Consider the following 18,555-nt stretch of genomic DNA (forward strand, 5'->3'; position numbering starts at 1 on the left):
CCGCTCAGCCGACCTGATGCAGCCAGGTGACCGGGGCCCCGTCTCCGGCGTGCCGGAACGGCTCCAGCGCCTCGTCCCAGTTGGCCCCGAGCAGCTCGTCCAGCTTGTGCGCAAGCTGTTCACCGGCCCGGCACTTGGCCACCAGGGTGCGCAACTGGTCCTCACCGACCACGATGTCACCGTTCGCGCTGGTGCGGCCATGCCACAGCCCGAGCCCTGGGGCATAGCAAAATCGCTCGCCGTCCACGCCCTGGCTCGGCTCCTCGGCTACCTCGAACCGAACCATCGGCCACGCCTTGAGCGCGGACGCGAGCTTGCCGCCGGTGCCCGCCGGACCCCGCCAGCTGCATTCGGCACGCAGCTGCCCGGGGGCGGCCGGCTGGGCCGTCCAGCGCAACTCAACTCGGCCACCAAGGGTGCCCGAGATAGCCCACTCGACGTGCGGACATACCGCAGACGGCGACGAGTGGACGTACACCACGCCACGGGTGTTACCACGGGTGCTCACTGCTGACCTCCGCTACTCGACGAGGGGCGTCTTCCCCTACGACCTCGCGAGCGGCGGTGACAACCACACGTGGCGACTCCGCGTACATTGTGCACCTCAGGCGTGCCTTTTGGCCACATGAACCTCAGAAGTATCAGCGGAGTTCGCCGAATAACAACCCAGAGTGACCTACGGCGGCCCCGCGGCCGCCCCCGGTCACCGACCGGCACAAGTTAGCACTACCGGGCCGGATCGCGAAGGCGGCGCGGCGGGGCGTGGCTCGATCAGTGCCGCCCGGCGCCGAGCAGGGTGGCCGCGGCCACCACATCAGCCAGCCCGGTGCCCTTGTCGAAGCTGGAGGTGTAGTCGCCTGCCTGCCGGTAGGGCGCCCCGTCGGCGTACTTGTGCGCCGTCGCCTTGAGCGCGTGCTCGATCTCGCCAGGGCTTGCCTGCGGCCTGGCCTGGAACAGCTGCGCCACGATGCCCGCGATCTGCGGTGCCGCCATGGAGGTACCGCTGATCACGTTGTAGGTGCCGAGATCGAGCAGGCCGGGGCCGTTCTTCGGCTGCAGCCCCTGGGTACAGATCAGCAGGTAGAGCCGGCAGGAAGAGACGATGTTCGAACCGGGCGCGGAGATGTCCGGCCAGCTGCGCCGGTCGGTTTCCGACCCGCGGGAGGAGAACGCGGACACGGTGCCGTCCCTGGTGCCGGAGCCCGCGTCGTCATAGGAGGCCACCGACAGCACCCCGGGTGTCGGGTCCTGCCCTGGCGGGTTGGACAGGTTGGCCGAGCCGTCCCCGCCGTCGTTGCCATTGGCCCATACCGTGACCACGCCCTCGGCGGCGAGCGCGCGTTGCAGCTTCACGGTGGCCGAGTTCGGGTCGAAGGCACCGCCGCCGCTGGGGCCGTAGGAGTTGTTCACCACCTTGATCGGCGGGCAGGTACTCGCCGGGATCCCGGCCCCGCAGGGCGCCTCATGGTTCTCCAGCACCCAGTTCAGCGCGGCGTCGGTGCCGAGCACGACGAGCGCGGCCCCGGTGGAGATCGACACGATCTTCGAGCCCGGCGCCGACCCGCCCACGACCGTGCCCTCCCCGAGGGTGTACGGGCTGCCCGCGGCGATGCCGGCGACATGGGTGCCGTGCCCGCCGACCGAGAGCGTGTCGGTGTCCAGGAAGTCGGGCACCGGCAGGATGCAGCCGGTTCCGGTGCCCTGCAGGCACAGGCTCTTCAGGTTGCGTACCACCCGGCTGGCGCCGTCCGGCCCGCGGAAGGCGGGGTGCGTCGGGTCCACCCCGGTGTCGATCACCGCGACCGAGACTCCTCTGCCGTCCAGCGGTTCGCCATCGGCGCCGGTGCGGGTGGTCCGTGCTGCCGCGCTGCGGGTGGCCGTGGTGCCGCTGCTGGCGAAGGTGCGCAGCGGGTCGTTGCGTTCCACGTACACCACGCCCTCGGCCGCGCGGGCCGCGCCGACCTCGGCGACGGTACCGGTGGCGGCCACCACGCCGATCCGGTCGAAGCTGGTGAGCTTGCTCAGCCCGGCCTGCCGCACGGCCCGCCCCGCCGCGGCGAGGTCGGTGCCGTGCACCAGGACGGTCACCCGCTCGCCCTCGGAGGCCGCGGACAGCACCGCGTCCAGGGTGTCCGATACCGGGGCGAGGAGGTCCGCACTCGCTGGTGTCGCGGTGAGCTGAGGCAGGGCGAGGGCCGCGACCGCGACCGCCGCGGCGTACCGCCACCTGCCGGGTACTGCGCGCATGAGGACTCCTTGATCCGCGTTGATCCACGTTGATCCACCGCCCCCTGATTACTGGCGGGTAACTCTAAAGTGTTCCGGATCACTGTCAACCCTGTACGTTCCGCTCACCGGCAAGGCCCGACACGAACCCCATGTCACCCCGCCGTGCGACTCCCATGCGGGTGGGCGCGGTGCGCGCGCTAGCCTCTCCCTGACGGCGAACCGACGGGGAGGTACGGCAGGTGCGGCTCATTCGCCTCGCCCCGCAGCCCGCCGCGGTCGCCGAGGACATCCGGGCGGCACTGGCCTCGCTCGGCCACGGAGCGGGAGTGGCGGGCGGGCTGGCCCTGGCCGGGGTGCGGCCCCCTGGACACGACACCACCCTGGACGCGCTGGTGCTCACCCCGCGGGGCGTGCTGATCGTCCTCGGTATCGACCTGCCGGACCCGGCCATGCGGCTGGATGCGCCGCTGCGCGGGCAGTGGAAGTCGGACGGCTGGCCGTTGGTACGCGGCGGGGACGCGGTGAACCCGGCGGCCGAGCCCCTTGCCGTCGCGGCCGGGATCACGGAGCGGATCCGGGCCGGGCAACCGGATCTCACCGTCGGCACGATCCTGGCGGTCGGCCCCTTCGTGCAGTCCGTCGACCAGTCGGCCGCCGATCTGACCGGCGAGGTCCGCGTCGTGCACCCGACGGCGACGAGCATGCTCGGCGCGGTGGTCTCGCTCGCCACCGCCCCGGCCCCGATGTCCACCGGGCAGGTACGCACCCTGCTGCGGGAGCTGGCACCCGGTGCACCGGAACTGCGCGAGCACGAACTGCGCGCCGAGGGCTTCGCCGAGGCCCAGCCCCCTGTTCCTGCCGGGCCCAGCGGGCGGCCGGTGTCCGCCCCGGTGGTGCCGGCAGGCACGCCCGCTGGCCCGACCGCCGCACCAGCCGGCCCGCGCCCGGCGGTACCGCCGCGCAGGCCCACCGTGCGCTTGCTGCCCGTCGCGGCCATCGCGCTGCTGCTCGGCCTGCTGGTCACGGCCATCGTGGTGGCCTCGACCGGGGACGAGCCGGACGCCGGGCAGGCACCGCCGAGCACCCCGGCACCCGCGCCCCGGGTCGTGGACGGCATCGAGTTCCGGACCGTGACCACGAAGGGTGAACCTGACTGCGCCCCGCACGCCACCGGGGACCTGCAGGCCAGGCTGGCCGCGACCGGATGCGCCGGGCTGCGCCGGGGCAGCCTCACCGCGACCGTGGACGGCGGGCAGGCCGCGGTTTCGGTCGCCGTGCTGCGCTTCGCGGACCCGGCACGCGCGCGTGAACTGCGAAAACTGTCCGACACCCCGGGCAGCGGCGCCATCGTCGACCTCGGCACGACGACCGGCCGGTGGCCACGGCCCGCACCGGACTTCGCTGGGGCGTCCTACGCGAGCAAAGCCGAGGGCACGAGCCTGCGGCTGGTGCAGGTGGCCTGGGTCGGCCGACCGTCCACGCCGGACGACCCCGCCCTGGTGCGCACCGCGGCCACGGCGCTCACCGTCCCGTTACCGGAGTAGACGGTACCGGGACCCGGCGTGACCGGGCCGCCAGCCAGACCGTCCACTTAGGACAGATGTGCCCGGCAACTGATTCCGGTGTCGAGGCGGTATCCTCACCAGGACCGGAAAGTTGGCGATGCCAGGGCAATGCGGCCGTCGCCGCGCCGGTCACGCGGAGAATCCGATCGAGCGCGGGGAGGTCTTCATGGCCCAGAACACGGCGGTCCACGTGCTGGACGATCTCACCGGCGAACCAGCCGCCGAGTCGGTGCGGTTCGCCCTGGACGGGGTCGACTATGAAATTGACCTGGCCGCGGACAATGCCGCCGACCTTCGTGAAGTGCTCGAGCGTTATGTCACGCACGGGCGCCGCATCGGCGGGAGAAAGAGCACCCGGCGGGTGAACCGGAAGTCCGGCGCCACGAAGGAGGCCACACCGAAAGCACCGGCCAAGAAGACCGCGGCCAAGAAGGAAACCGCGAAGAAAACGGCTACCACGAAAACGAAGACAGCCACGAAGAAAGCGGCCGCAACGAAGTCCGGAACCGGATCGAAGACCGCCGCGAAGGCGGCACCGGCCAAGGCGACCACCCGGCGCGCGAGCACCAAGGCCGCGGCCTCGAAGTCCACCAAGGCCGAGCCCAAACAGGCCGCGAAGAAGACCGGTACCGGTTCGAAGTCCACCTCGAAAGCGGCCGCCAAGACGAAGTCGACCCCGAAGACGACCAGCAAGGTCCCTCCGGTCCTGTTCTCCGCCCCGACTGACGTGCACGGACGGCCAACGCGTGCGCGTGAACAGCCAACGCGTGCGCGTGGGCGGCAAACACACCATCCGCGCGTGTTTGCCGTCTGCGCACGCGCGTTTGCCCTCCACATACGCGCTTTGGCCGTCCGGCGACGGCCTTTACAGGGCTTTCAGTTCCTCGACGATCTCGCTGATCGAGGATTTCGCGTCCCCGAAGAGCATGCTCGTCTTGGGGTCGAAGAAAAGGTCGTTGTCGATACCGGCGAAACCGGATCCCATGGACCGTTTCAGCACGATGACCGAGCGGCTGGTGTTCACCTTGAGGATCGGCATCCCGTAGATGGGTGAGGCGGGGTCGGTCTCGGCCGCGGGATTGGTCACATCGTTGGCGCCGATCACCAGGGTGACGTCGGTGTGGCCGAACTCCGAGTTGCTCTCGTCCATCTCCTTGAGCTGCTCGTAGGGCACATCGGCCTCGGCGAGCAACACGTTCATATGCCCCGGCATCCGGCCGGCGACCGGGTGGATCGCGTAGGAGACCGCGATGCCTTTGCCCTCCAGGATCTCGGCCATCTCGCGCACCGCGTGCTGCGCCTGGGCGACGGCCATCCCGTACCCTGGCACCACCGCCACCTTCCCTGCGTAGGCGAGCTGGATCGCGGTGTCCGCCGCGCTCGTGCTGCGCACCGACCGATCGGCGTCGGACCGGCTGCTCGCGGCGGCCGCGCCTCCGCCGAAACCGCCGCCGACGATCGCCGGGATCGACCGGTTCATCGCCTTGGCCATCAGGTTGGTCAGGATCGAGCCGGAGGCGCCGACGATCATGCCGGCCACGATGAGCGCGGTGTTGTCCAGCGCCAGACCCATGGCGGCGGCCGAAAGCCCGGTGAGCGCGTTGAGCAGCGAGATCACCACGGGCATATCGGCGCCGCCGATCGGCAGCACCACCATGATCCCGAAGGCGGCCGCGGCCACCAGCACCCCGATGATCAGCCACTCGGACTGGCCACCCGCGGCGATCACCACGGAGCACACCACGGCGGCGACCAGCAACAGCACGTTCAGCGGCTGCTGCAACCGCCCCACGGTGATCGGCTTGGTCGGCAGGATCTCCTGTAGCTTGCCGAAGGCGACGTTGGAGCCCCAGAAGGACACCGAACCGACGATGGCCGCGAACAGCGAGGCGATCGCCACGTGGGCGGCCTCGTGTGCGTAGCCGTCCGTGGTGCGGAACTCCACCCAGGCGATGATCGCCACCGTGCCGCCGCCCACGCCGTTGAACAGCGCCACCATCTGCGGCATCGCGGTCATCTTCACCTTGCGCGCCGAGGGCACACCGATCACGGTGCCGAGTAACACGCCGAGCGCGATCAGCAGCCAGTTGCTCATCCCCGGCATCAGCAGGGTGGCCACGATCGCGATACCCATCCCGACCGCGGCGATCCAGTTGCCGCGTACCGCGGTCCGCGGGCCGGTCATCCCCATCAGGCCGTAGATGAACAACGCGAAGGCGATGATGTACAGGGCCCCGATGAAACTCTCGCTCTGCAGCCAGCTCATCGGCGCTCCCCGTTGCTCGTACCCTGCTGGGCCTTGGCCCCCGGCTTCTCCTTGAACATGCCGAGCATCCGGTCGGTGACCAGGAACCCACCGACCACGTTGATCGTCCCGAACGTGATCGCGATCACCAGGAGCACCTTGTTCAGCACCCCCTCTGCGCCCTGCCCGAGCACGATCAGCGCGCCGAGCAGGACGATGCCGTGGATGGCGTTGGTCCCGGACATCAGTGGTGTGTGCAGGGTGTTCGGCACCTTGGAGATCACCACGAAACCGACGAATCCGGCGAGCACCAGGATCGCCAGGCTCTGTACCAGCATCAATCCGCCTTTTCCTCGCCACCGGCGACGCACGCGCCCGCGACGATCTCGTCGGAGAAGTCGAGCGACAACCTGCCCTCGGAGTCCACGAAGAGTTCGAGTAGTTCGGTGAGGTTCCTGGCGTACAGCTCGCTGGCGTGCGCGGGCATCTCCGCGGGCAGGTTCAGCGGGGAGCAGATCGTCACGTGCTCGGCCACGGTCTCCTCGCCGGGCTTGGTCAGCTCGCAGTTGCCGCCGGCCTCCCCCGCCATGTCCACGATCACGCTGCCCGGCCGCATCCCGCGCACCGCATCCGCGGTGACCAGCGTGGGCGCCTTCCGGCCGGGGACCAGCGCGGTGGTGATCACGACGTCGAACCCGGTGATCGCCTCGGTGAGCCTGCGCTGCTGCTCCGCGCGTTCCTCCTCGGACAGCTCCCGCGCGTACCCGCCCTCGCCGACGGCTTCGATGCCGAGGTCCAGCCACTGCGCTCCCACCGAGCGCACCTGCTCGGCGACCTCGGGGCGGACGTCGTAGCCGGTGGGCTGGGCACCGAGTCGCTTCGCCGTGGCCAGCGCCTGCAGGCCCGCCACGCCCGCGCCCAGCACCAGGACCTTGGCAGGCGGTACCGTGCCCGCCGCCGTGGTGAGCATCGGGAAGAACCGTGGGAGCCGCTGCGCGGCGAGCAGCACCGTTCGGTAGCCGGCCACACTGCTCTGCGAGGACAGCGCGTCCATGGCCTGCGCACGGGAGATCCGCGGGATGGACTCCACGGCGAAGGCACGCACCCCCGCCTCGGCCAGCTCCCGCACCCCTTCCACATTGGACAACGGGGCAAGGAAGCCGATCAGGATCTTGCCCGCGCCGAGCTTGCCGACCTCGGCCGAGGTCGGTGGCGCGACCTTGAGCACCGCATCGGCGGCCCATGCCTCCCCGATCCGTGCCCCTGCCTGCTCGTACAGCTCGTCCGGCAACGCGGCCGCCGCACCGGCCCCCGGCTCGATCACGATCGAAAGGCCGCGTTTGACCAGCCGCTCGACCAGCTTCGGGACCAGTGCGACCCGGGTCTCACCCGGTTTCGACTCTTTCACCACGCCGACGGTGAGCGGCTGGGTTTCCACCACTGCGAGACCTCCACGGGAGAGCACTCTCGATCACAGTAGGTCTACCATGCGCGATGCCCCGAGCGGCACCACCTTACGGCGAGCTGCGCCAATTCGGCACGCCGAGAACGATCAAGCGAAGACGTTTCTGTGCCGTCCGGACGATCTGCTCGTCGGTTTCCTCGTCCCTGGGTACGGCCTCGATCAGCTCCTCGACGCTGGCCTGCATCGCGGTGATGATCAGATCGGCGATCAGGTGCAGGTCCTCGGTGCTCCATTCGCGCAGGTACTCGAACCGGGCCAGGTCCACCGCGAGCTCGCTGGCGAACAGCCGCAGCTCGGTGCCCACGGCGCGGCGCACCACCTCCGGGCCGCCGTAACGCTCCCTGATCAGGAACCGGAAGTGCGACTCGTGCGCCCGCACGTGCTCGTGCAGGGTGCGCACCGAGGCACGGATGATGTCCTGGTAGGTCTGCGGATCGCGGCGGGCCGACCGGATCATCCTGCGCAGGGTACGGATCGACTCCTCGACCAGCGCCACCCCGAGCTCGTCGAGGGAGGCGAAGTGCCGGTAGAACGCGGTCGGCACCACCCCGGCCCGCTTGGTCACCTCGCGCAGGCTCACCGTGGCGAACCCACGGTCGGCGACCAGCTCGAACGCCGCCTTCAGCAGCGCCTGGCGGGTGCGCTGCTTGCGCTCCTGCCTGCTCGCGGGCTCGGTGGACATACCGGAGACCCTACGGTCCCCGGTCGTTGTATTCCGCGTCACAGGCACACCCCCTGGAGTTGACAGCCGTTCACGCCCTGCACTGAACTAGTGAGTGTACAGACGTTCACTGAATCGGAGTGGCAGATGGCGGTGCAGGTTCCCCGGCGCCTCCGGCGCGGCGCGCGCGGCAGGGCACGCTCACTCGCCTCGCTCGCCGAGGCGTTGCTGACCCCGCACGGCATGGATCGCTACCTCGAGCTACTCGACCCGATGCTGGTGCGCCGGGAGATCCGCGGGGTGGTGACCGCGGTGCGACGGCAGACGGCGGACACGGTGACCCTCACCGTCCGGCCGAGCCGGGCGTGGCGCGGCTTCAGCGCGGGGCAGTACGTCCGGGTGTCGGTGGACATCGACGGGGTGCGGCGCACCAGGTGCTACTCGCCGACCTGCTCCGAGCACGGCGGGCAACTCGAGCTCACCGTGAAGGCGCAGGAGAACGGGCTGGTCTCCGGCCATCTGCACCGGCACGCCGCGCCGGGAATGGTGCTCGGGCTCTCCCAGCCCGCAGGCGAGTTCACCCTGCCCGCGCCGCGGCCGCGGCGGGTGCTGCTGATCAGCGGTGGCAGCGGGATCACCCCGGTGCTGTCCATGCTGCGCACGCTGGTGGACGAGGGACACCGGGGCGAGGTGGTGTTCCTGCACTACGCGAACACCGCGGCGGATGTGCTCTACGGCGCCGAGCTGACCGAGCTCGCCCAGCGGCATCCCGGGCTGCGGGTGGTGCTGGCCTACACCCACGAGCGGGGCGGCGACCTGCATGGCTTCTTCGAGCCGGCACAGCTGCGCGAGGTGGCGCCCTGGTATCGCGAGGCACAGACCTACCTGTGCGGCCCGCTGCCGCTGCTGGACTCGGTACGCGCCACCTTCGGGTCCGAGGGTTTGAGTGAACAACTGCACACTGAGGAGTTCACGCCACCACCTGTCCCCGCGGACGGCGCGGCACACGGGCAGGTGCGGTTCACGCACAGCGGCAGGGAGATCGCCAACTCCGGTAAGCCGCTGCTGGAGCAGGCCGAGGACGCCGGGCTGCGACCGGAGCACGGCTGCCGGATGGGGATCTGCTTCTCCTGCACCAAGGTGAAGACCTCCGGCTGTGTGCGCAACGCGCGTACCGGCGAGCTCTCACCCGAGGACAACGTCGAAATCCAGTTGTGCATCTCGGTCCCGGTCGGGGACGTCGAGATCAACGCGTAAGGGGTGACCAATGACCGGACTGCAGGATCGACTCACGCCCGAGCAGGTGGAGGCCTTCGGCCGGGAGATGGACGAGCTGCGCCAGCGGATCGTCGCCGATCTCGGCAAGGAGGATGTCGACTACATCCAGAACCTGATCCGGACGCAACGCGCCCTCGAGGTCGTCGGCCGCGGGCTGCTGTTCGCCGGGTTCTTCCCGCCTGCCTGGATCGCGGGGGTCGGCGCGCTGTCGCTGTCCAAGATCCTGGACAACATGGAGATCGGGCACAACGTGATGCACGGTCAGTACGACTGGACCCGCATCCCGGAACTGAGCTCGCAGCGCTTCGAGTGGGACACGCTGGCCCCTGCGGAGAACTGGCGGCACTCGCACAACTACGTGCACCACACCTACACCAACGTGCTGGACAAGGACCGGGACATCGGTTACGGCATCCTGCGCATGGATGAGGGCCAGAAATGGCACCCGTACTACCTCGGCAACCCGGTGTACGCGACCTTGCTGGCGATCTTCTTCCAGTGGGGTGTGATGCTGCACGACCTCGAGGTGGAGAAGGTACTCAAGGGTGAGCGCAAGGTGTCGGAGCTGAAGGAGGTGCGGGCCAGGATCCTGCGCAAGGCCGGCAGGCAGCTCGGCAAGGACTACCTGCTGTTCCCGGCGCTGACCGGGCCGCTGGCGCCGCTGACCTTCCTCGGCAACGCGACCGCGAACCTGACCAGGAACCTGTGGGCGTTCGCGATCATCTTCTGCGGGCACTTCCCAGCCGATGTGGAGAGCTTCACCGAGGAGGAGACCGAGAACGAGACCCGTGGCCAGTGGTACCTGCGGCAGATCCTCGGCTCGGCGAACATCGAAGGCGGCAAGCTGTTCCACATCCTGTCCGGCAACCTCTCGCACCAGATCGAGCACCACCTGTTCCCGGACATCCCGGCCCGCCGCTACCCGGAGATCGCGGGCGAGGTCCGGGCCATCTGCGCGAAGTACGGCCTGCCGTACCACGCCGGCCCACTGCGCAAGCAGCTCGCCTCGGTGGCGAAGAAGATCGTCAAGCTCGCACTCCCTGGTGGCCGCTCCGAGCCGAGCCCGGAGCCGGAGCCCGCTACCGTGAAGCGGGAACGGGAACTCACGGCTGCGTAGGGACGGATCATGGTAGGTCGGTTCGAGACCGGTAAGGACACGGTGCAGGAGCTCACCGAGTCGGCGGCGACGCATATCGGCAATATCGCGACCATCATCACCGGCGCGGTCCGGGATGTGGCACGGGAGACCGGTGACTGGCTCACCGACCTGATCGAGATGCGCGAGGCCGCGCGGCGTGCCGACGCGGACCACGACCAGCCCCGCCACGACGAGGATCGCAGTTGACCGAGTGATACCTACTTGCGAGTAGGTTAGGCTGGCGGGGTGACGCGCGCGTACCCGAAGCTGCTGGAGCCGCTGGACCTCGGTTGCACCACCCTGCGTAACCGGGTGGTGATGGGGTCCATGCACACCGGCCTCGAGGACCGGGCCAAGGACGTCGACCGGCTCGCCGCCTACTTCGCCGAACGCGCCCGTGGCGGGGTCGCCCTCGCGATCACCGGCGGGTACGCGCCGAACCGGGAGGGCTGGCTGCTGCCCTTCGCGGCCTCGCTCACCACCCGCTCCCAGGCCACCGCGCACCGTGGGATCACCTCGGCGGTGCACGCGGAGGGCGGCAAGATCGCGCTCCAGATCCTGCACGCCGGCCGGTACGCCTACCACCCGCTGAGCGTGTCGGCCTCCGCGGTGAAGTCGCCGATCACCCCCTTCCGGCCACGGGCGCTCAGTGATCGCGGGGTACGCAGGACGATCGACGCCTTCGTGCGCTGCGCCGCGCTGGCCCGCGAGGCCGGCTACGACGGGGTGGAGGTGATGGGGTCCGAGGGGTACCTCATCAACCAGTTCCTCGCCGAGCGGACCAACCGGCGCCGGGACTCCTGGGGCGGTTCCTGGCAGGCCAGGATGCGGCTGCCGGTGGAGATCGTGCGCCGGATGCGCGCCGCGGTCGGGCCGGACTTCGTCATCTGCTACCGGCTGTCCCTGCTCGACCTGGTACCGGGCGGGCAGAGCTGGGACGAGGTGGTGGAGCTGGCGCAAGCCGTCCAGCAGGCGGGCGCCACGCTGATCAACAGCGGGATCGGCTGGCATGAGGCGCGGGTGCCGACCATCGTCACCTCGGTGCCGAGGGCGGGCTTCACCGACCTGACCGGCAGGCTGCGGCCGCATCTGGACATCCCGGTGATCGCCTCGAACCGGATCAACATGCCGGAGGTCGCCGAGGGGGTGCTGGAGCGCGGCGAGGCCGACCTGGTGTCGCTGGCGCGGCCGCTGCTGGCGGATCCGGACTGGGTGGCCAAGAGCGAGCGGGGCCGTACCGAGGAGATCAACACCTGCATCGCCTGCAACCAGGCCTGCCTGGACCACGTGTTCCGGCACAAGACCGCGACCTGCCTGGTCAACCCGCGGGCCGCGCACGAGACCGAGCTGGTGATCCGGCCCGCGGACCGGCCGCGCAGTATCGCCGTGGTTGGCGCGGGACCGGCGGGGCTGGCCGCTGCCACCACCCTGGCGCGGCGCGGGCACCGGGTCACCGTGTTCGAGTCGGCAGCCGAGATCGGCGGGCAGTTCAACCTGGCCAAGCGGATCCCCGGCAAGGAGGAGTTCCACGAGACCATCCGGTACTTCTCCCGGCAGTTGGAGCTGCTCGAGGTGCGGCTGCGGCTGAACACCCGCGCCCGCGCCGAGGACCTGCGCGAGGGATACGACGAGGTACTGCTGGCCACCGGGGTCAGCCCCCGGGTACCCGCGATACCGGGGATCAACCATCCGAGCGTGCTGTCCTATGTGGATGTCCTCGGCGGTGCGGAGGTGGGCCGCAGGGTGGCCGTGCTCGGGGCGGGCGGGATCGGCTTCGACGTGTGCGAGTTCCTCACCCACACCGCCAGCCCGGCGCTGGACGTGCGGGCGTGGCGGGCCGAGTGGGGCGTCGGCGACCCCACGCGGGCCCGGGGTGGTGTCGAGGGCCTGAGCCGCCAGGTTGCCCCCTCGCCCCGCGAGGTGTACCTGCTGCAGCGCAAGACCAGCAAGATGGGCGCGGGGCTGGGCAAGACCTCCGGCTGGGTGCACCGCAGCACGCTGAAGGCCAAGCAGGTGGAGATGATCACCGGCGCCGCCTACCGGCGGATCGACGACGAGGGGCTGCACCTGGCGGTCGGCAAGGACACCGAGCGAGTGCTCGCGGTGGACAACGTGGTGGTCTGCGCCGGCCAGGAACCGCTGCGCGAGCTGGCGGGCGGGTTGCGCGAGTCCGGGGTGCCCACCCACCTCATCGGGGGCGCCGACGTGGCCGCCGAACTGGACGCCAAGCGGGCCATCGACCAGGCCACCAGGCTGGCGGCGACCCTCTAGCCCAGGCCAGGAGCTGTTAGCAGGTGGCTGCCTGGCTCCGCGTACGGCACACCACATCGAGGTACTCCACGATGGCGTCCCGGTTGCGGGTGAGGCAGCGGATACGGTCGGTCATCCGGTCCCGCTCCTGCTCGAGGACCGCGAGCATCTCCGGGGTCGCGTCCGGGAAGTAGATCGTCCTCGGCGTGTCGAGACAGGGCAGGATCTGCTTGATGATCCGGGTCGGCAGCCCGGCGTCGAGCAGGCCGCGGACCTGCGCCACCCGGTCCACGGTGGACTCGGGATAGTCGCGATAGCCGTTCTGGCACCGCTCCGCCACGATCAGGCCGTGCTCCTCGTAGTACCGCAGCATCCTGCGGGACGTGCCGGTGCGCTCCGACAACTCACCGATCCGCATATGTCCGACCTCACCCCAGCCCAGGTTGACCTTCACATCGGTGTGATGGTTCGAGCATACCGTTCATGCGAACCAACAACGCTCAACCAGGCGATTCCTCCACCGGAACGCGCACCGGCCGACTTCCGGTGGCCGCCTTGCTGGCACTCGCCACGGCCGCGTTCATCACGGTACTGACCGAGGCGTTGCCCGCCGGGGTGCTGCCCGCGATGAGCGCCGACCTCGGGGTCGGCGAGTCCGCGATGGGCCAGTCGGTGACGATCTACGCCATCGGCACGGCGGTCGCGGCGATCCCGCTGTCCACGGTCACCGCAGGCTGGCGGCGCAAGCGCTTGCTGCTGACCGGGGTGACGGGATTCGCGGTGGCCAACACGGCGACCGCGGTGTCCACCTCCTTCGCCCTGACCATGGTCGGCCGGTTCGCCGGTGGCGTGGCCGCCGGTGTGGTGTGGGCACTGCTGGCAGGCTACGCCCGCCGGATGGCTCCCCCGCACCTGCGGGGCAGGGCGATCGCGATCGTGATGGCAGGCATCCCGCTCGCGCTGTCCCTCGGCGTGCCTGCCGGAACCTTCCTCGGTGCCGCGCTCGGCTGGCGGGTCACCTTCGCGGTGATGTCCGTGCTCGCCGCCGCGCTGCTGGCATGGACCATCGCCGCGGTCCCGGACTTTCCGGGGCAGCGGCGGGGAATCCGGGTCCAGCTGCTGCGCACGCTCGGCATCGCAGGGGTGGCACCGGTACTGCTGGTCACCGTGCTCTTCGTGCTGGCCCACACCATTCTGTACACCTACATCGCCTCCTTCCTGCACCGGCTCCACATGGGCTCCGCCGTCGATACGGTGCTGCTGGTGTTCGGCGTGTCCTCGGTGGTCAGCATCTGGATCGTGGGGTCGCAGATCGACCGTCGGCTGCGGACGCTCAGCATCGCCGGGACGCTGCTGGTCGCGGGGGCCGCCACGGTGCTGGCGCTGCGGGCCACGGAACCCGCGCTGGTCTACCTCGCCGTGGTGCTCTGGGGACTCGGCTGGGGAGGCGTCCCCACCCTGCTGCAGACGGCCGTGGGGGATGCCGGGGGCGAGGCCGCGGACACCGCGCTGGCCATGCTGGTCACCCTGTGGAACGCGGCCATGGCGGGCGGTGGGATTGTCGGCGGAATCCTGCTCGGCGCGCTCGGCCCCGCCTCGTTCCCGTGGAGCGTGCTGGTGTTGCTCGTGCCGGTGCTGTACGTGGTGACGGCCGCGCGGGCACACGGGTTCCCGGCGCGGCGTAGCTGACGCTGGCTGGTTCCGGCTAGCCGGATGGGCGGCGGGTGGGATCGGCGGGCAAGCTGAACCGGTGAGCACCACCGCCCTTCCACCTGCCCGCACACTGCTGCGGGAGTTCCTGCTGGGCCCGGTCCGCCGCCGGACCTGGGGCGAGCTGAGCTGGGTAGTCCTGGGTGTGCCGCTGGCCATCCCCTGCGTGCTGCTCGTGCTGACCGGGCTGGCGGCTGGCGCCCTGCTCGCTGTCGCGTTCGTCGGCCTGCTGCTGGTAGCCAGCTCGCTGTACCTGGCGCGCCGCTTCGGTGGGACGCACCGTGCGCTGGCCGGGCGGCTGCTGGGGCTGCGTGTTCCGGCACCGCCGCTGCGGCCGATGGAGCCGGGGCTCGGCAACTGGGTCAAGGCACGGCTGGCGGAACCCTCCAGCTGGCGGGCGGTGGCGTTCCTGCTGCTCCGGCTGCCGCTGGCGGTAGGCGAACTGGTACTCCTGGTGCTGGGGCTGGTGTTCGGCGCCGCGGCGTTCACCTATCCGATCTGGTGGTTCCCCCTGGACGGGAAGCGGATGCCGGTCTACGACATCTACGCCGATTCCTGGGGTCTCTCGCTGGGGTACGGCGTACTCGGGGCCCTGGTGCTGCTGGTGCTGCCCTGGCTGCTGCACGGGATCACCGGCGTGGACCGGTTACTGGTGCGCGGGCTGCTCGGCGCGGCCACGCTGTCCGAGCGCATTCGCGACCTGGAGCAGAGCCGGGCGAGCGCGGTGGAGGACGCCACCGACACGCTGCGCAGGATCGAGCGGGACCTGCACGACGGCGCGCAGGCGCGGCTGGCGGCGCTGGCGATGAAGCTGGGCGTGGCCAAGGACGAGCTGGCCACCGAGCAGGTGGACCTCGAACAGGTACGCGGCCTGGTGTCGGCGGCCCATGGCGGGGCCAAACAGGCACTGTCAGAGCTTCGTGACCTCGCCAGGGGGATCCGGCCCGCCGGGCTGGATGCCGGGCTGCACGTCGCGCTGTCCACTCTGGCCGCGCACAGCGCGCTCACCGTACGGGTGCGGGTGAGCCTGCCCCGGCGCCCGCCGCCAGCCGTCGAGACCATTGTGTACTTCAGCGCGGCCGAGCTGCTGGCCAACGCCACCAAGCACTCCAGCGCGTCCACCGTGGACATCGAGGTACGGTCGGACGACGATACCCTGCTGCTCAAGGTCACCGACTACGGCGAGGGCGGGGCTTCCGTACGCCGGGGCGGTGGGCTGGCCGGCCTGCGTGAACGTGCTGGGACGGTGGACGGCCGGTTGACGGTGTTCAGCCCACGGGGCGGGCCGACGGTGGTCCGGGTCGAGTTGCCGGTGCGGAGATAAGGGGGCTGTGGTGCGGGTTGTGGTGGCCGAGGACTCGGCGGTGCTGCGCGAAGGACTGGTCGAGTTGCTGACCCTGCGCGGGCACGAGGTGGTCGCCGCGGTACGGGACGGCGGCGGCCTGCGTGCCGCCGTCGACGAGCATCGACCCGATGTGTCTGTTGTGGACATCCGGATGCCGCCGACGCACACCGACGAGGGGCTGCGGGCGGCCATCGCGCTACGGGCGGATCATCCCGGCACCGCGATACTGCTGTTCTCCCAGTACATCGAGACCACCTACGCCGCGGAACTGCTCGCCGACCGGGGCGGCGGCGTCGGCTACCTGCTCAAGGACCGGGTGGCCGAGGTTTCCGACTTCCTGGACGCGTTGCGCAGGGTCGCGGCGGGCGAGACCGTGCTGGACCCAGAGGTGGTCAGCCAGTTGCTCGGTTCCACCCGGCGCACCGACGCGCTCGCCGAACTGACCGACCGCGAGCGCGAGGTGCTGGCGCTGATGGCCGAGGGCCGGTCGAACGCGGCGATCGCGGGCACCCTGTACCTCTCCCCCGGCTCGGTGGAGAAGTACGTCACCAGCCTGTTCGGCAAGCTCGGGCTGCCACCATCGGAGGCCGACAACCGCAGGGTGCTTGCCGTGCTGCGCTACCTTGACTCCTGATGCGAGGGTCAGGGAGACGGATGCGCCGGTCGATGCTGCCGCTGCTCGCGCCGGGTGCTCGGCCGGGGATAGAGCCTGTCCGGCAGTCCACGGAGGGCAACTGCTGCTGATCGTCGGTTTCTTCGCCCCGAGCAGCGCTCGGGTGAAGGCGTCGGCGCGGTAGCACGTGCCATTGTCGGTCACGACCCTCTTTCCGCCGCGACGTGCGCGATCGGGCGCTGCTACCGCAGCAACCCGATCGGGACCGCCATGCCCAGGAACAGCACGAGCTGATAGGCGCCGTTGATCACAGTGAGCCGCCAAGGCTTCTGCTCGAAACCGTTGTGCTGCGCCAGGGTCGACAGCGAGAAGCCGAGCCACGCCACCAGTCCGACCGCCAGGGCGACCCAGAAGGAGTCGGTGCCGAAGAAACCCGACGCGATGGAACTGGCGGCCGCGAGAGCCAGCGCGGTGACGACGATCGACGCCGCCAGGACCACGAACGGACCCTTGCCGCCGCGCACGGAGTCCTCCTTGGTCACCCCGGTCAGCTTCCGCCAGGTGCCGCCGACCAGGCCCCAATCGCTGTACCAGATCCACGCGATCGCCATCCCGACCACGATCGCGACCAAGACGGCCAACCAACTGATACTCAGCTCCACGGGAGCCCCATTCCTTCTCGACGTCCAACTTAAGTTGATATAATCAACCACGATGGATAAAGTCAACCGGCAGTCGAAGGGCCCCAGGACCTACGGGCAGTTCTGCGCCCTCGCACGCTCCCTGGACGTCGTGGGCGAGCGCTGGACCCTCCTCATCGTGCGCGAACTCCTCCCAGGCCCGATGCGGTACACCGAGCTGAAGGCCTCGCTCAAGGGCATCGCGACGAACCTCCTTGCCGAGCGGTTGCGGACCATGGAGGCGAACGGGATCGTCGAGCGCCGCCTGGAAGACGCGGGCGTCGCCTACGCCCTCACCCCGTGGGGAACGGGGCTGCGGGAGCCCATGGAAGCGCTCGGCCGCTGGGGAGCACCACTGCTCGCGACCGGACGCGGCCAGGATTCGTTCCAGCCGCGCTGGCTGGTCGTCGCGCTGCCCGCCCTGCTCCGAGGCGCGACCGCCTCGCCTCCCGTCGAGCTCGGCATCGAGACGGACGGCTTCCTCATGGCCCTAGCGCTCGGCGAAGACGGCCCGAGCGCATTCGTACCCGATCGGGTTCCGACCTCGGTATTCACTGCCGCTCCCGACGTGGTCGTCGCCCTAGCCGCTGGAGCGATCAGCATCGAGCAGGCCGTCGCCGCGGGCGAGTTCCGGGGTGACTCAGACGTCCTCCGATCCGCATTCGCCCCTGTTCGTGCGAATGCGACTCCGCCGACCATCGGCGACTGACGACCACGGAGAAGCGCCGCCGGGAAGAAGTGTGGCCATTTCCTCGTCCAGCAGCCGCCGGACCTCCCCGACCGAAAACTCCTGCGGGTACATCGCCACCTGCAGCGCCAGCCCGTCGACGAACGTGTGCAGGCGCACGACCTGCCGTTCGAGCCGAGCGTCCGGCAACTGGTCCCCGATGTGCTCCGGGGGCCGCTGCGCACAGAGGTACGCCACCGCGAGCCGGCAGATATGCCGCTCGCCGGGCAGCCCCAGCGCGCGCAGTTCGGCCAGTGACTCGTCGGAGCGCGAGCGCATCAGGCAGGCCAGCCACACGTCCACGTCCACCCGCCGGTCCGCGTCCAGTGGCAGCAGCTCCTCGAGGATCAGCCGGGCACGATCACGGCCGGGCAGGTCGCCGCGGAGATGCTCGGCGATGCGGCCGGTGACCTTGTCGATCATCGCCTTCGCGGCGAAGAGGAGCAGCCCGCGCTGGCTGTCGAAGTAGTGCCGCAGCCCGCCGACCGACACGCCCGCCCGCTCGGCGATCTTACGAACGGTCACCCCCTCGATGCCGTCCCGGCTGATGACCTCCCAGACCACGCGGGCGAGCTCCGCGCGCCGCTGGTCGTGGTCGACGAGCTTCGGCATATCCCACGTTATAGCACACTTGTACGGTATCCCTGTA

At 70.2% G+C, this 18,555-nt stretch carries 19 protein-coding genes and 1 pseudogene; 10 read left to right on the forward strand and 10 right to left on the reverse strand.

Annotated features, from left to right (window positions below; genetic code table 11):
* Nucleotides 1-4: 4 nt before the first annotated feature.
* Both KOI47_RS25905 and KOI47_RS25910 read right to left on the reverse strand, forming a co-directional pair.
* Nucleotides 5-508: a DUF3145 domain-containing protein gene (locus tag KOI47_RS25905; protein WP_216208614.1), complete on the reverse strand. Its 504-nt coding sequence runs from the start codon at nt 506-508 to the stop codon at nt 5-7.
* Between the two features lie 263 nt (nt 509-771).
* The gene (locus tag KOI47_RS25910) at nt 772-2,247 is read right to left on the reverse strand and encodes a S8 family serine peptidase (RefSeq protein WP_216208617.1); all 1,476 of its coding nucleotides are present in this window, start codon (nt 2,245-2,247) and stop codon (nt 772-774) included.
* 221 nt (nt 2,248-2,468) lie between these two features.
* Here KOI47_RS25910 and KOI47_RS25915 point away from each other — a divergent pair, with 221 nt between their 5' ends.
* Together KOI47_RS25915 and KOI47_RS35890 are read left to right on the forward strand one after the other, a co-directional pair.
* Nucleotides 2,469-3,773 carry a hypothetical protein gene (locus KOI47_RS25915; RefSeq protein WP_216208622.1) on the forward strand — a complete coding sequence of 435 codons (1,305 nt, stop codon included), beginning with the start codon at nt 2,469-2,471 and terminating at the stop codon, nt 3,771-3,773.
* Between the two features lie 187 nt (nt 3,774-3,960).
* Nucleotides 3,961-4,074 (forward strand): annotated as a pseudogene (locus tag KOI47_RS35890) (Lsr2 dimerization domain-containing protein); the annotation flags it as partial.
* A 32-nt stretch (nt 4,075-4,106) separates the two neighbouring features.
* Here KOI47_RS35890 and KOI47_RS35895 read toward each other — a convergent pair.
* The 5 genes from KOI47_RS35895 to KOI47_RS25940 all read right to left on the reverse strand — a co-directional run bounded on the left by KOI47_RS35895 (nt 4,107) and on the right by KOI47_RS25940 (nt 8,186).
* Nucleotides 4,107-4,439 carry a hypothetical protein gene (locus KOI47_RS35895; RefSeq protein ID WP_232376971.1) on the reverse strand — a complete coding sequence of 111 codons (333 nt, stop codon included), beginning with the start codon at nt 4,437-4,439 and terminating at the stop codon, nt 4,107-4,109.
* A 220-nt stretch (nt 4,440-4,659) separates the two neighbouring features.
* Nucleotides 4,660-6,060 (reverse strand): NAD(P)(+) transhydrogenase (Re/Si-specific) subunit beta, encoded by a 1,401-nt coding sequence (locus KOI47_RS25925; protein WP_216208625.1) that lies wholly within the window; start codon nt 6,058-6,060, stop codon nt 4,660-4,662.
* On the reverse strand, nt 6,057-6,377 hold the full coding sequence (locus tag KOI47_RS25930; RefSeq protein WP_216208628.1) for an NAD(P) transhydrogenase subunit alpha: 321 nt from the start codon (nt 6,375-6,377) through the stop codon (nt 6,057-6,059). The genes KOI47_RS25925 and KOI47_RS25930 overlap by 4 nt, the downstream gene beginning before the upstream one ends.
* Complete coding sequence (locus KOI47_RS25935; RefSeq protein WP_216208631.1) at nt 6,377-7,480, reverse strand: Re/Si-specific NAD(P)(+) transhydrogenase subunit alpha; 1,104 nt, start codon at nt 7,478-7,480, stop codon at nt 6,377-6,379. Before KOI47_RS25935 ends, KOI47_RS25930 begins: the two co-directional genes overlap by 1 nt.
* A 73-nt stretch (nt 7,481-7,553) precedes the next feature.
* On the reverse strand, nt 7,554-8,186 hold the full coding sequence (locus KOI47_RS25940; protein ID WP_216208633.1) for a TetR family transcriptional regulator: 633 nt from the start codon (nt 8,184-8,186) through the stop codon (nt 7,554-7,556).
* A 126-nt stretch (nt 8,187-8,312) separates the two neighbouring features.
* Between KOI47_RS25940 and KOI47_RS25945 the strand changes: the two genes are divergently transcribed.
* The 4 genes from KOI47_RS25945 to KOI47_RS25960 are packed head-to-tail and all read left to right on the forward strand — an operon-like array spanning nt 8,313 to nt 12,852.
* Nucleotides 8,313-9,422, forward strand: a complete 1,110-nt coding sequence (locus KOI47_RS25945) for a ferredoxin reductase (RefSeq protein WP_216208636.1) — start codon at nt 8,313-8,315, stop codon at nt 9,420-9,422.
* Between the two features lie 10 nt (nt 9,423-9,432).
* A complete protein-coding gene (locus tag KOI47_RS25950) occupies nt 9,433-10,560 on the forward strand; it encodes a fatty acid desaturase family protein (protein ID WP_216208639.1) in 1,128 nt (375 codons plus the stop codon).
* Between the two features lie 9 nt (nt 10,561-10,569).
* Complete coding sequence (locus KOI47_RS25955) at nt 10,570-10,788, forward strand: hypothetical protein (RefSeq protein ID WP_216208642.1); 219 nt, start codon at nt 10,570-10,572, stop codon at nt 10,786-10,788.
* A gap of 39 nt (nt 10,789-10,827) precedes the next feature.
* Complete coding sequence (locus KOI47_RS25960; RefSeq protein WP_216208644.1) at nt 10,828-12,852, forward strand: NADPH-dependent 2,4-dienoyl-CoA reductase; 2,025 nt, start codon at nt 10,828-10,830, stop codon at nt 12,850-12,852.
* A 16-nt stretch (nt 12,853-12,868) separates the two neighbouring features.
* Here KOI47_RS25960 and KOI47_RS25965 read toward each other — a convergent pair whose 3' ends face one another.
* Complete coding sequence (locus KOI47_RS25965) at nt 12,869-13,249, reverse strand: MerR family transcriptional regulator (RefSeq protein WP_216217559.1); 381 nt, start codon at nt 13,247-13,249, stop codon at nt 12,869-12,871.
* 65 nt (nt 13,250-13,314) lie between these two features.
* Between KOI47_RS25965 and KOI47_RS25970 the strand changes: the two genes are divergently transcribed.
* The 3 genes from KOI47_RS25970 to KOI47_RS25980 all read left to right on the forward strand — a co-directional run bounded on the left by KOI47_RS25970 (nt 13,315) and on the right by KOI47_RS25980 (nt 16,520).
* On the forward strand, nt 13,315-14,520 hold the full coding sequence (locus KOI47_RS25970) for an MFS transporter (protein WP_216208647.1): 1,206 nt from the start codon (nt 13,315-13,317) through the stop codon (nt 14,518-14,520).
* Between the two features lie 61 nt (nt 14,521-14,581).
* The gene (locus KOI47_RS25975; protein WP_232376256.1) at nt 14,582-15,865 is read left to right on the forward strand and encodes a sensor histidine kinase; all 1,284 of its coding nucleotides are present in this window, start codon (nt 14,582-14,584) and stop codon (nt 15,863-15,865) included.
* Nucleotides 15,866-15,875: 10 nt separating this feature from the next.
* A complete protein-coding gene (locus KOI47_RS25980) occupies nt 15,876-16,520 on the forward strand; it encodes a response regulator transcription factor (RefSeq protein ID WP_216208650.1) in 645 nt (214 codons plus the stop codon).
* Between the two features lie 221 nt (nt 16,521-16,741).
* Here KOI47_RS25980 and KOI47_RS25985 read toward each other — a convergent pair whose 3' ends face one another.
* Nucleotides 16,742-17,161 (reverse strand): DUF1761 domain-containing protein, encoded by a 420-nt coding sequence (locus tag KOI47_RS25985; RefSeq protein ID WP_216208653.1) that lies wholly within the window; start codon nt 17,159-17,161, stop codon nt 16,742-16,744.
* A 52-nt stretch (nt 17,162-17,213) separates the two neighbouring features.
* Between KOI47_RS25985 and KOI47_RS25990 the strand changes: the two genes are divergently transcribed.
* A complete protein-coding gene (locus KOI47_RS25990; RefSeq protein ID WP_216208655.1) occupies nt 17,214-17,888 on the forward strand; it encodes a winged helix-turn-helix transcriptional regulator in 675 nt (224 codons plus the stop codon).
* Here the strand turns inward: KOI47_RS25990 and KOI47_RS25995 are convergent.
* Complete coding sequence (locus tag KOI47_RS25995; protein WP_216208658.1) at nt 17,820-18,518, reverse strand: TetR/AcrR family transcriptional regulator; 699 nt, start codon at nt 18,516-18,518, stop codon at nt 17,820-17,822. The two genes, KOI47_RS25990 and KOI47_RS25995, sit on opposite strands and share 69 nt — an antisense overlap.
* Nucleotides 18,519-18,555 lie beyond the last annotated feature (37 nt).

Source organism: Amycolatopsis aidingensis (genome assembly GCF_018885265.1).
In the GTDB taxonomy this organism is placed as follows: domain Bacteria; phylum Actinomycetota; class Actinomycetes; order Mycobacteriales; family Pseudonocardiaceae; genus Amycolatopsis; species Amycolatopsis aidingensis.